Consider the following 11,948-nt stretch of genomic DNA (forward strand, 5'->3'; position numbering starts at 1 on the left):
ATGCACCGGCAATCGCAGGGTATTCCATGCTGTATTCGCTTCAGGCACTGCGGGCGTTCGCCGCCTGGGTGGTGGTCTGCCACCACTTCATGCAGATCTTCTTCGACTTCCATGCCACCGGCCCCATTGGCCAGCTGCTCACCGACCGTGGCGCCGTAGGCGTCGACATCTTCTTCGTCATCAGCGGGCTGGTGATCTACCTGTCGACCCGCGACAAACCCATCGAACCACGCCAGTTTCTGCTCAACCGGGCCCTGCGCATCGTCCCCGCCTACTGGTTCTACACCGCGCTGATGGCGGCGCTGCTGCTGGCCTTCAGCCAGTGGATGCCGCACCAGGCCTTCAACTGGCATCACCTGCTGCTGTCGCTGCTGTTCATCCCGGCGGAAAACCCCGGCGGTTACGGTTTGTATCCGACCCTGAACGTAGGCTGGACGCTGAATTTCGAGATGTTCTTCTACCTGTTGTTCGGCCTGGCCTTTCTGGTACGCCAGCGCCACCACCTGCTGCTGGTGACCGCTGCACTGTTGCTGGTCAGTGAAGTGCTCGGCCGCATGGGCGTGCTCAGCCGCTTCTACAGCAACGACATCATCTACGAATTCCTGCTGGGCATCGGCCTGGGCGTGATCCAGCGCCGCGGCCTGATCCGCGAGGGCCTGTGGTTGCCACTGGCCGTGCTCGGCGTGGCCGGTTATGCAATTTATCATCTGGACGCTTCGCAGCGCCTGCTGCACTGGGGCGTGCCAAGCGCCATGATCGTGCTGGCGTTCATCGCCCTGGAGCCTTTCTTCAAGGGCAACCGCCTGCTCAAGGCGATGGGCGACTGCTCCTATTCGGTGTACCTGATCCACGTGCTGGTGCTGTATGCCGGCTGGTTCGCCAGCCAGCGCCTGCACCTGAACCCGTACCTGGTGTTCGCCGTGTGCGTGCCGTCCATTGGACTAATGTCGTGGTTCAGCTATCAGTGGCTGGAGCGCGGCCTGTACCGGCGGATGCAGGCCTGGCTGGCGGCGCCACGGGAGCAAACTCGCGAATTTGCGCTTTCCCGAGTCAAATACTAGGACTTTGTACAAAGGCCAGGTTGGCGTACACTTGGCCGCAAGTCTGTGAGGAACTTCCATGAGCGCTATAACCATTACTGACGCCGCCCATGATTACCTGGCCGATCTGCTCTCCAAGCAGAACACGCCTGGCATTGGCATCCGTATTTTCATCACCCAGCCGGGCACCCAGTACGCCGAGACCTGCATCGCCTACTGCAAGCCGGGCGAAGAGAAGCCCGACGACGAGCCGGTCGGCCTGAAGAGTTTCACCGCCTACCTCGACGCGGTCAGCGTGCCGTTCCTGGAAGACGCGCTGGTCGACTACGCCACCGACCGCATGGGTGGCCAGCTGACCATCAAGGCGCCGAACGCCAAGGTGCCGATGGTCAACGAGGACAGCCCGATCAACGAGCGTATCAACTACTACCTGCAGACTGAGATCAACCCGGGCCTGGCCAGCCACGGCGGTCAGGTGAGCCTGGTGGACGTGGTCGACGACGGTATCGCCGTGCTGCAGTTCGGTGGCGGCTGCCAGGGCTGCGGCCAGGCCGACGTAACCCTCAAGGAAGGCATCGAGCGCACCCTGCTCGAGCGCATTCCGGAGCTCAAGGGCGTGCGTGACGTGACTGACCACACCCAGAAAGAGAACGCCTACTACTGATCTTTCCAGGTCAAGGCCTAGCAACAAAGTGTTACGGTTTCAACCCCTGCGACAACAGGCCGCAGCCCGTATTCAAAGGGCTGCGGGCCATCACCGGCTTGGTCGGGTAGAAGCCCGCGGGGTGTCATGCCAGAATGCCCCGGTTTTTCGGCCGGCCCGTCCCGAGGGCCGGCACCTTCCCGCTAAAGGATGGTTTCATGAATGATCAGTTTACCCGGCGCGCGGTTGTCGCCGGGATGGGCGTTCTCGGGCTTGGCCTGCTGGCAGGCTGCAACCCGGCCCGGGGGCTCGAGTTCAAGTACGGCAAGAACATGAGCAACGAAATCCTTGGGCGCAAGTTCAGCCTCAAGGACCCCCAGGGCAACGTTCGCACCCTGTCGAGCTTCTACGGCAGCATGCCGATGATCTTCTTCGGTTTCACCCAGTGCCCGGCCGTCTGCCCGACTACCCTGGCGCGTGCGGCACAGATCAAGAAGCTGCTCAGGGGCCGCGACCGCGAGATCTTCCAGGTGGTGTTCATCACGCTGGACCCGGAGCGGGACACCCCCGAGGTACTGGATGCCTATGTCAAGGCCTTCGACCCGTCGTTCACCGCCCTGACCGGCACCCCGGAAGAAATCGCCGCGGTGGCCAAGGAGTTCAAGGTGTTCTACGAAAAGGTCCCGGCCGGTGACACCTACACCATCTCTCACTCGTCCACCAGCTACGTCTACGATACTCGTGGCACCCTGCGCCTGAGCCTGGGCCATTCGCTGAATGCCAAGGAATGCGCTGAAGACCTGGCTACCCTGATGGAGATTTGCTGAATGTCGATGCAACCAATCAAGCGCGGCCTGGCCGCCCTGGTACTGATGGGCCTGGCCCTGCCGGCCCTGGCGCAGACCACCGTGAGCGACGCCTGGGTACGCGCCAGCGTGCCGCACCAGCCGTCCACTGGCGCCTTCATGACCCTGACCGCCAGCACCGACAGCAAGCTGGTCGGCGTGGCTTCGCCAGTGGCCAAGACCGTGCAGGTGCACGAAATGACCATGAACGGCGATGTGATGGGCATGAAGGAAGTGAAGGCCGTGGAACTGCCTGCGGGCAAGCCGGTGAGCCTGGACCCCAATGGCTACCACGTGATGCTGATGGGCCTGACCCAGCAGGTGAAAGAGGGCGAGAAGGTACCGCTGACCCTGACCATCGAAGATGCCAAGGGCGCCAAGGAAACCGTCGAGGTGCAGGCAGAAGTGCGCCCGCTCAACGCCGAGGCCGGCGGTGGGCATGACCACATGCACATGAACCACTGACCGACGAAAGGGCCGCATAAGCGGCCCTTCTTCATTGTGCTGCGAGCTTCAGCTACGGAAGCGTGGCAGCGGCCTTTCGAGGGTCAGTGAGGTCAGCGTCTTGCGGACCTGGGCCTCATCGGCCTCCAGCGCCTTGAGGCTGGCGCGGATCTTCCCCGCAGCGGGCACATCGCCCTGGCGGTCGATCCAGTCGGCAATTTCCTTGCAGGCACTGCTCAGGCAGGCTTGGCGCTGGTTCATCAGCGATATCAGGGTGGTGAGCTCTCTTTCGGACATGACAGATCCTCCGTTCTGCTCTGTCAGTGTAGCAGTGGCTGGCCAGCTTGCCTGAGGCCTGGCGTCGCAGGCGCTAGCTGTGCAGGCAGGCGCTGCGATAGGCGCCCGGCGTCACGCCAAAGGCCTGCTTGAACTGCCGGCTCAAGTGGCTCTGGTCGGCAAAACCCAGGGTAAAGGCCACGTCAGAGGCCGCCAGGCCGCTTTTCAGAAATTCCCGTGCCCGCGCCAGGCGCCGTTGCTTCAGCCAGGCATGGGGCGGCAGGCCGGTGGCCTGGCGGAACACCCGGGCAAAGTGGAATGGCGAAAGATTGACCGCAGCTGCCAGGGCCTCCAGTGACGGCGGGTCCGCCAACTGGCTTTCCAGCAGCTCCCGCGCACGCGCTACCGCCAGCGGTTCGTTGCCGGGGGCCGTGGGTTCGGGGCAGTGGCCGTGGCGCTGCACCAGTGCCAGCACCGCCTGGCGCCAGGCGGTCTGTTGCTCCAGGGCGCTGGCGCCGGCTTCCGACAGCTGGTGCAGTTGGCTGAAGGCCCGGGCCAGGGCCGGGTCCTGGATCACGCTGTCCTTGAAGCGCGGCATGCCGTGCCGGCCCAGTTCCAGTTCGTCGAGCACGCCGGTCACCCGCTCATGCTCCGGATAGAAACCGCGGTAGCGCCAGCCGGCTTCGTGGGCGGTGGCGCCGGTGTGCAGTTCGTCCGGGTTGATCAGCACCATGCTGCCGACCGGCGCCAGGTGCTCGCTGCCGCGGTGCCAGAAGCGTTGCGCGCCCGACTCGATCACAGTGAACACATAGCCTTCATGCACATGCGGGGCGAAGCGCTGCTGGAAGTAGCGCGCGTGCAGCATCTCGACGTCGCCGAGGGCCGGCGCCTGCCAGAGGTGGGTCTGTTCGCGCAGGGGCGTGCTCATGCCAGCCAGCTGCGCAGCAGGAAGAAGATCAACATGCTCACCAGCATGCTCAGCAATACGCTGCGGGTCAACAGCACCAGCGCAACGGCCACCAGCGCGCCGAGCAGGTAGGGGTTGAGCGGGCTCAGGTCGAGCTGGTGGCCGGGCAGGAAGATGATCGGCCCACAGATTGCAGTGAGCATGCCGGGCACGGCAAAGCCGAGGAACTGCCGGGCGTTCGAGCTCAGGCGCAAGGGCAGGCGCGGTTCCAGGAAGGCGTAGCGGTTGAGGAATACCACGGCGCCCATGGCGAAGATCAGCAGCCAGATCATGGGCGGCCTCCGGTGAGTTTCTGGCAGACGAAGCCGGCAGCCATGCCCAGCAGGCCGGCGGCGACCAAGGCGGTTTCCCAGTGCCAGTGACTGAACAGCACCGAGCAGAACAGCGACACCGCCACGCACACCACGGTGGCAAGGTTGCGCACCAGTGGCGCGATCAGCGCGACGAAGGTGGCGACGATGGAAAAGTCCAGGCCGAGCTGGTCGAGGTGCGGGATGTTCTGGCCCAGCACGATGCCGGCCAGGGTAAACAGGTTCCACGCGACATAGAAAGTCAGGCCCACACCCAGGGCGTACCAGCGGTTGAACTGCTGCTGGTCGTAGTGGCTGGTGAGGGCGAAGAATTCGTCGGTGAGCAGGAAGCCCAGCCCCAGTCGCCAGCGCAACGGCTGGCTGGACAGCACAGGGCGCATGGACAGGCCATAGAGCAGGTGCTGGGACGTCAGCAGCAGGGTCGTGAGCAGGATCGACAGCAGGTTGGCGCCGCCCTTGAGCATGCCGATGGCCACCAACTGCGCGGCACCGGCGAAGACGATCGCCGACAGGCCCTGGCCTTGCCAGGCGCTGAGGTTGGCCTCGATGGCCATGGAGCCGGCAAGCAGGCCCCAGGGGGCGACAGCCAGGGACAGCGGCAGGATGGCGATGGCGCCGTGCAGGAAGGCTTGGCGGGCGATGGGCTGACTGCTGGGCATGATGGCTGCGACACATTTTGCAAGGTAGCGCAGCATGACAGAGCCGTAGGGTGGGTGGCTTGAACGATCTTGCTTGTTTGCCGCCTGCAACGTTTAGCGCTGGCTGGTCAGCCGACTCTGCGCCGCCACACAGCCGTTGATGTCCACGGCTTTCTGCAGCAGTGCCTGGCGATGCTGTGGATCGAGATCGCCCAGCAGCCGGTAAACCTCGGCCTGGTAGTCGCGCTGGCGCCCCCATTGCATCTCCAACCCCTGCGGGTGGCTGCGGCTGCAGGCCAGACGGGTGGCTGGCTGCGGGTAGTAGGGCGCATACAGGGTCGCCATGCTCGGGATCGCTTCAAGGGCTTCGCGGTAAGCCGGACTGGCATTGTAGTTTGGGCACCAGGTCGCAATCGCTGTAGCCGGCGGTGCAAAACCTTGGCTCAGGCTGGCCTCCAGCAGCGGGCAGGCGGCATCGGCGATCTGTGCTGCAGGCAGATAGGTGGTGTAGTACAGCGCCAGGCGATACTGCGCCACCGGGTGGCCAAGCTCCACCGACTTTTTCAGCAGGGCCACTGCCGTTGGCAGGGTGTGTGCCAGCGCCCGGCCCTGGCGGTTGAGCTCCGGGTCGACGCCCATGGCGGTGCGCAGGGGGCCGTTGTCATCTGGCGTGTCGGCCTGCTCCAGCAGCGGCAGCGCCTGGCGGTAAAGCAGGTCGGCATGTGGATCGATACGTACTTCGAGTGCGTTTGCGGCCATCGGGGCCAGCGCGATGAGCAGTGCTGATGCCCGAACGACGCGGCTCACCGGCGTGCCTCGCGCAATGAACGGGGCCGGCAGGCTGCCAGGTACGGGAGAGCGGCTTGATGATTGATCACAACTTCGCGTACGCCTCGGGCGAATCGGAACGACGGGGTATTCTAGCCAAGCGTGGCCCGAAACCGAAACCCCGTCGCTCGTCTGTCAGACGAGCTTGATCGGTGTGACCTTGCGCTGGGCGTGTCGTTCCTGGGCCAGCCCCAGCTTGGCGGTGATCACCTTCGCCAGGGCATTGTTGCCCAGGTCGTTCAGGTGCAGGCGGTCGACGAACAGATCGGCACCGAATACCAGCGAGCTGCTGAGCATGCAGTTCATGTCGTAGCAGGGCACGGGGTCAGCCTGGCTCTTGATGCGACGGAAGAAAGCCATGTGCAGTTGGCTGTCGAATGCACCGTCGAGCAGGCGATCGAAATTCCCCGGTTGTTGCTTGAGGGCGGCCAGCATCGCCTGTTCACCCGCCGGCAGGGTTTCCCGGCACCAGGGCAGCAGGGGCTGGAGGATGAAGGTCAGGGTGGCGTGGCTGTCAGCCAGCATGCGTTCCCATTGGCGCAAGGTGCGGCCGATGCTGTCGGCCGCCCGGGCCAGGCGTTCTTCCGGGGCGGATAGCGACCAGTTGGGGGCAGGTTGGTGACGCCGTGGTGCCAGTGCCTGGCCCAGGCGCTGCCAGAACGACTCGCGGCGAGCCGGACCTACAGGTGGCATGCCTTCGTTGAAACTGTTCAAGTAAGCCTGGTGAGCCTTGGCCTGTTGTGGGTCGTGCGGGCCGGCCAGGACTTCGCCGAGGGCTTCATGGGCCAAGGTGTTGAGGCCGCTGAGCAGTACCACATGGCCCACTTCGCCCAGGCGGTGCTGGTGGGTCAGGAACAGCAGCAGTTCCTGGCTGGCATTGAGCCCGCAGCCGGCCAGGCTCAGCCATACCTCACCGGTGAGCATCGACAGGTGCGAGGCCACCGTATGTTCATCGGAGCTGGCGCCGATTCCCAGGGCGGTCGAACCGCCGACCAGCAGGTTGATGCGCGGTGCACTGCCGCGTTCGGCTGCCGAGTAGCGCTTGCCCGCGCAATGGCTGTAGCGCAGGCCAAAGGCATCGGTGTTGATGGTGCCGGAGCGATAGCCGCTTTCGTGCACATGCAGGGTGTGCGGTGCGCGGCGGTTGCCCAGCAGCAGAAAGCGCTGGTAGTCATGATGCAGTGGCGAAGCGAGGCCCTGGACGTGCGTGGCGGTTACGGACGGTGCCATGGGCGCTCCTTCTCGTCTGGCGTGTGGCGGTGCCGGGCGTTCAGCCCGCCAGCTCCTTGAGGTTATAGGCCAGGCCACCGGCGGCGATCAGCAGCAAGACCACCCCCGAAGCCAGGGAAATCAGGCGGTTGCTGCGCTGCGAGGTGATCTTGCCGATGGCGAAGATGTACAGGCTGAGCACGGCGAAATCGATCAGTACCCACAGCAGCGAGAGCACCACCATGCTCTTGCCGAACGACTCGGTGATCTGGATGAACTGCGGGAAGAAGGCGATGAAGAAGATGATGTCCTTCGGGTTGGAAATGCCCACCATGAAGCCTTGCCACAAACCGCCGCGGCCGGGCTTGGCCGGCTGCAGTTCGGCCTCGTCGGCGACAGGCGCCTGCAGGCACTCGCGCAAGGTGCCCACGGCGATGTAGCCGATAAACAGGCAGCCCAGCAGGCTCATGCCGCTAAGCCAGGCCTTGTCGATTGCTGCGCTGGTGAGGATGACCCAGGCGGCGGCACCGATCAGCACCAGTGATGCCCAGTTGGTGCCGACGGCGGTGAACATGGCCTTGCGCGAGCCGGAGGCCGCAGCGGTGTTGACGATCAGTGCCACCACCGGACCGGGGGTGGCGATCAGCAGCAGGACGGTGAGTGCATAAGTCAGAGTCAGGGCGGTATTCACGGTCAATTCTCGATCAGAGTGTCGGGTGTCGCGTGGGCGTGTGCATGGGCGTGAAAGGGGCAGCGCGACGGATTGAGCGAGCCTGCTTCCTGCAGTTGGTACTGCTTCCATTCGAAGTTGTCGTCCTGGCCAAAGAAGCCCAGGGTTTCGGGCATGACCCCGTCGTTGTAATGGCGTACGCGATCACGAATGCGGGCACGAATGCGTTGCCCGCTTTCGGTGCTGGCGTTGGCCACTTCGTCGAAGTTCTCCCGCGGGTTAATGACGAACGTGATGTGCGGGCCGAGATTGCGGCTCTTCATCTGCTGATGGCCGGGGAAGTTCATGTTGATGAACAGCGGCATGCCGGCGTAGCAGAACGACCAGGCGTTGTCATGCGGGTCGGTGGGAACCGCTTGAGGCCACGGATGCGGGTCGCGGGCATGGACCCCGCGCAGGACTTTCCAGGCCAGTGCCTGTTGTTCGGCCAGGCTGCTGTCGGCGGCCGTTTCGAGAAACACCACCAGTGGGCTGCCGATGCGTTGCTTGATCGGCACAGGCGTGATGATACGTATGTAGTCGGCCAGGCCCTGAGCGATATCATCGGCCAGTTGTTCGGCACGGGCGAAGAGGATATGGCAGGATGCGCCGGCTACCGCCTTGCGCCCGAACAGGCACGGAAAGTCGGGGTTGGCGAGTACGCTGCGAAAATGTTGTAAGGTTTGCCGCGTCCAGTGCTGAGTGTTCCGTACATGTTCATCGGCCAGCTCTAGCGCATCCAGGCGATAGCAGTTTCCATAAACCGTAAACATGATTTCCCCAGGAGATTAAAGTAAGAGAGAGTTCCACTCATATGCAGGCAGGTTGGTTACTTATCTTTGTTATTTACCTGCATTTTCTGAGACGCTCTTCACGTTGTAAAACGCGTGGAACTATGACCTACTATTAGTCTTACTCATGCTTCGAGGGCATCATGTCGGAACGGATTCAAGCACTGCACGCCTTGCGTGCCTTCGAGGTTGCCTCGCGCTACGGCTCGTTCACCCGGGCCGCCGAAGAGCTGGCGCTGACCCAGGGGGCGGTCAGCCATCACATCAAGACGCTCGAATCCATGTTCGGCTGCGACCTGTTCGAGCGCCGCGGCCCCAAGTTGAGCCTCACCGAGCATGGGCGGCTGCTGGCCCAGGAGCTCAAGGTCGGTTTCAAGATCATCGAGAACGCCTGTGCGCTGCTGCGCCAGGACCGCTATGGGCTGCGCCTGAAAGCCCCCTCGACGCTGACCGTACGCTGGCTGCTGCGGGCCCTGGACGGTTTCAAGAAGCTCGAAGACAACTGCAGCGTGCAACTGTCGAGCGTGTGGATGGACATCGACTCGGTGGACTTCTACTCGGAGCCCTACGACTGCGCCATCCTCCTGGGCAACGGCCGTTTCCCGGCCGACGTCGAGAGCGTCAAGCTGTTCGATGAGTGGCTGATCCCGGTGTGCCACCCGGACTACATGGCGCAGGCGCAACCGGAGCTGGCCGACCTGCGTCAGTGTGAATTCCTCCACCCGTCACCGGACCGTCGTGACTGGCGGCGCTGGCTGGCGCGCATGGATGCGCTGGACATCAGCATCGACCAGGGCCAGGTGTTCGACACCCTCGACCAGGGCATCTCGGCGGCGCAGCAGGGCCTCGGCATTTCGGTGGTCGACCTGGTGCTGGCCAGTGCCGACCTCGCGGCCGGGCGCCTGGTGACACCCTTCAAGCACGCGGTATCGACCGGCGACGGTTACTACATGACCTGGCTCAAGAGCAGCCCCAAGGCACGGCAGATGCACAAGCTGCGTGACTACCTGCTCGGCCAGGTGCCGCCGCTGAGCTACAAGGACATCAACTACCTGTACGGCTGAACACGCGCTCCAGCATGAAGTCGATGAACACCCGCAGCTTGGGCGGCATGTGGCGCCCGGACGGCCACAGCAGGTAGAAGCTGCCGCGCCGTTCGATGAAGTCGTCGAGCACACTCACCAGTGACCCTGCGGCCAGTTCGCGGCGCACACTGAAGTCCGGCAGGCAGGTGATGCCACGGTGGTTGAGGGCAAAGCAGATACGCGTCTCGACATGGTTGCAGACCATCGAGATGGGGATGTCGTAGCCCTGTTCCGGGTGCTCCTGGCGCAGCGGCCAGATTTCCAGCTTGCCGTTGCTGGGGAAACGGTAGTGCAGGCAGGTATGTGCACTGAGTTCGCGCGGGTGCTGCGGCGTGCCACGGGCGTGCAGGTACTCGGGCGAGGCCACCAGGCAATGCTGGAAGTGCCCGAGAAACTTGGCGTTGAGCCGCGAGTCCAGCGGCTGACCGCCGCGCATCACCACATCGAAACCTTCACCGACGATGTCGACCATGCGGTCGGTGAATTCCAGGTCCAGCTCCACCTGCGGGAAGCGCTCCATGAACTCGGCCAGGGCCGGCATCACCAGCCCGGTCACCTGCGGCAGGCTCACGCGCAGGCGGCCGCGTGGTGTTTCACTGGCCTGCGACAGTGCCTGTTCGGTGGCCTCGATCTCGGCCAGGATGCGCCGGCTGCGCTCGAGAAACAGCGTGCCCTCGGCGGTCAGGGTGATGCTGCGGGTACTGCGGTGGAACAGGCGCACACCGAGGCGGCTCTCCAGGCGCGCCACACGCTTGCCCACGGCCGAGGCGCTGATGCCCAGCGACTGGCCGGCGGCGACGAAGCTGCGGGTTTCGGCGACCCGGTTGAAGACCACGAAGCCGCTGAGGCTGTCCATCCTGTGCTCCTGATTGCGGACATCCGCGTCCTGGGTGAGAGGAATTGTAACCGTCTTTTTCCTTAATGGCGGGCCTTGCAGACTGTCGGCCTTGATCGAAACCACAAGGCATCCTGCAATGTCCCAGACATCGACTGTTCCCCTGACCCGCGCCGAGCGCCTGCCCGTGAGCGGCTTGCTGGCACTGGCCATGACCGGCTTCATCGCCATCCTCAGCGAAACCTTGCCGGCGGGCCTGCTCGACCAGATCGCCGATGGCATGCACATCAGCCAGGCCATGGCCGGGCAATGGGTGACGGCCTACGCGCTCGGCTCCTTGCTGACGGCCATCCCGTTGGTGACCCTGACCCAGGGTTGGTACCGGCGTCGGGCGCTGCTGCTGGCGATCGTCGGTTTTGTGCTGTTCAACGGCCTGACTGCGGTGTCGCCCTCCAATCACCTGACGCTGTTGCTGCGCTTTCTCACCGGCGCCGCTGCGGGCCTGGCCTGGGGCCTGATCGCCGGGCATGCCCGGCGCATGGTGCCAGCGGCCCTGCAGGGGCGGGCCATGGCCGTGGCCATGCTCGGTCAGCCGATTGCCTTGTCGCTGGGCTTGCCGATAGCCACCTGGCTGGGCGCCGGGCTGGGTTGGCGCGCGACTTTTGCGGTGGTCACGCTGGTGGCGCTGCTGCTGGTGTTCTGGGTGCTCAGGGCGGTGCCGGACTATCCGGGGCAGGCGAGCGGCCAGCGCCCGTCAGCGGCGCAGGTGCTGCGCACGCCGGGCGTGGCCCTGGTGCTGCTGGTGATCCTCGCCTGGGTCCTGGGCCACAACATCCTCTACACCTACATCGTGCCGCTGTTGGCGGCGGCGGGCATGGCGGCCGAAGTCGGCCAGGTGCTGATGCTGTTCGGGCTCTCGGCGCTGGCCGGGATCGGCCTGGTCGGGCTGATGGTCGATCGGCACCTGCGCAAGCTGGTCGTGCTGAGCCTGGCAGGGTTTGCCCTGGCCACCCTGTTGCTGGGGCAGGCCACGCCCTGGGCCATCTACCTGAGCGTCGCGCTGTGGGGCCTGACCTATGGCGGTGCGCCGACCCTGTTGCAGACCGCCTGCGCCGATGCGGCGGGTGAGGGCGGGGATGTCGCACAGTCGATGCTGGTGACGGTATGGAACAGCGCCATCGCCCTGGGCGGAATCGTCGGTGGCGTGTTGCTCGCTGGCGTGGGTGTCGAGGCATTTGGCAGCGTGGTGCTGGCGCTGATCGCAGTGGCCGTGCTGGCGGTGCTGGCAGCGCGCACAAGCGGCTTCGTGGCAGGGCCCCGCTAGCGT

General features: G+C 64.5%; 15 protein-coding genes. 6 read left to right on the forward strand and 9 right to left on the reverse strand.

Annotation, left to right across the window (positions count from 1 at the left end; translation table 11 throughout):
* The first annotated feature begins 26 nt into the window (after window positions 1–26).
* The 4 genes from C2H86_RS21950 (at window position 27) to C2H86_RS21965 (ending at window position 2,993) form a co-directional block, all read left to right on the forward strand.
* Window positions 27–1,061: an acyltransferase family protein gene (locus C2H86_RS21950; protein ID WP_159409798.1), complete on the forward strand. Its 1,035-nt coding sequence runs from the start codon at window positions 27–29 to the stop codon at window positions 1,059–1,061.
* A 58-nt stretch (window positions 1,062–1,119) separates the two neighbouring features.
* Window positions 1,120–1,704, forward strand: coding sequence for a Fe-S biogenesis protein NfuA (gene nfuA, locus C2H86_RS21955; protein ID WP_027919855.1), 585 nt, complete (start codon window positions 1,120–1,122; stop codon window positions 1,702–1,704).
* Between the two features lie 197 nt (window positions 1,705–1,901).
* Window positions 1,902–2,510, forward strand: a complete 609-nt coding sequence (locus C2H86_RS21960) for an SCO family protein (protein WP_060511040.1) — start codon at window positions 1,902–1,904, stop codon at window positions 2,508–2,510.
* On the forward strand, window positions 2,511–2,993 hold the full coding sequence (locus C2H86_RS21965) for a copper chaperone PCu(A)C (protein WP_159409799.1): 483 nt from the start codon (window positions 2,511–2,513) through the stop codon (window positions 2,991–2,993).
* A gap of 48 nt (window positions 2,994–3,041) precedes the next feature.
* On the opposite strand, the gene C2H86_RS21970 is transcribed toward C2H86_RS21965, so the two are convergent.
* From C2H86_RS21970 to C2H86_RS22005, 8 genes are all read right to left on the reverse strand, one after another.
* Window positions 3,042–3,269: a hypothetical protein gene (locus C2H86_RS21970; RefSeq protein WP_012313790.1), complete on the reverse strand. Its 228-nt coding sequence runs from the start codon at window positions 3,267–3,269 to the stop codon at window positions 3,042–3,044.
* Window positions 3,270–3,342: 73 nt separating this feature from the next.
* Complete coding sequence (locus tag C2H86_RS21975; protein WP_159409800.1) at window positions 3,343–4,176, reverse strand: AraC family transcriptional regulator; 834 nt, start codon at window positions 4,174–4,176, stop codon at window positions 3,343–3,345.
* Window positions 4,173–4,487: an AzlD domain-containing protein gene (locus C2H86_RS21980; protein ID WP_027919859.1), complete on the reverse strand. Its 315-nt coding sequence runs from the start codon at window positions 4,485–4,487 to the stop codon at window positions 4,173–4,175. The genes C2H86_RS21975 and C2H86_RS21980 overlap by 4 nt, the downstream gene beginning before the upstream one ends.
* Window positions 4,484–5,185 carry an AzlC family ABC transporter permease gene (locus tag C2H86_RS21985; protein ID WP_159409801.1) on the reverse strand — a complete coding sequence of 234 codons (702 nt, stop codon included), beginning with the start codon at window positions 5,183–5,185 and terminating at the stop codon, window positions 4,484–4,486. The genes C2H86_RS21980 and C2H86_RS21985 overlap by 4 nt, the downstream gene beginning before the upstream one ends.
* Before the next feature lie 93 nt (window positions 5,186–5,278).
* Complete coding sequence (locus C2H86_RS21990; protein WP_430738600.1) at window positions 5,279–5,923, reverse strand: sel1 repeat family protein; 645 nt, start codon at window positions 5,921–5,923, stop codon at window positions 5,279–5,281.
* Window positions 5,924–6,127: 204 nt separating this feature from the next.
* Entirely contained in the window at window positions 6,128–7,222 is a 1,095-nt protein-coding gene (locus tag C2H86_RS21995; protein WP_159409803.1) for a hypothetical protein, read from the reverse strand.
* 40 nt (window positions 7,223–7,262) lie between these two features.
* Window positions 7,263–7,892: a LysE family translocator gene (locus tag C2H86_RS22000; RefSeq protein ID WP_159409804.1), complete on the reverse strand. Its 630-nt coding sequence runs from the start codon at window positions 7,890–7,892 to the stop codon at window positions 7,263–7,265.
* 2 nt (window positions 7,893–7,894) lie between these two features.
* Window positions 7,895–8,683, reverse strand: coding sequence for a YqcI/YcgG family protein (locus C2H86_RS22005; protein WP_159409805.1), 789 nt, complete (start codon window positions 8,681–8,683; stop codon window positions 7,895–7,897).
* Between the two features lie 161 nt (window positions 8,684–8,844).
* Between C2H86_RS22005 and C2H86_RS22010 the strand changes: the two genes are divergently transcribed.
* On the forward strand, window positions 8,845–9,765 hold the full coding sequence (locus tag C2H86_RS22010) for a LysR substrate-binding domain-containing protein (RefSeq protein ID WP_159409806.1): 921 nt from the start codon (window positions 8,845–8,847) through the stop codon (window positions 9,763–9,765).
* Here C2H86_RS22010 and C2H86_RS22015 read toward each other — a convergent pair.
* On the reverse strand, window positions 9,746–10,642 hold the full coding sequence (locus C2H86_RS22015) for a LysR family transcriptional regulator (protein ID WP_159409807.1): 897 nt from the start codon (window positions 10,640–10,642) through the stop codon (window positions 9,746–9,748). The genes C2H86_RS22010 and C2H86_RS22015 overlap by 20 nt on opposite strands.
* A gap of 118 nt (window positions 10,643–10,760) precedes the next feature.
* On the opposite strand from C2H86_RS22015, the gene C2H86_RS22020 reads away from it, so the two are divergent.
* Window positions 10,761–11,945: an MFS transporter gene (locus C2H86_RS22020; RefSeq protein ID WP_159409808.1), complete on the forward strand. Its 1,185-nt coding sequence runs from the start codon at window positions 10,761–10,763 to the stop codon at window positions 11,943–11,945.
* Window positions 11,946–11,948: the final 3 nt, after the last annotated feature.

It is taken from the genome of Pseudomonas putida (genome assembly GCF_009883635.2).
Lineage (GTDB): Bacteria > Pseudomonadota > Gammaproteobacteria > Pseudomonadales > Pseudomonadaceae > Aquipseudomonas > Aquipseudomonas putida_W.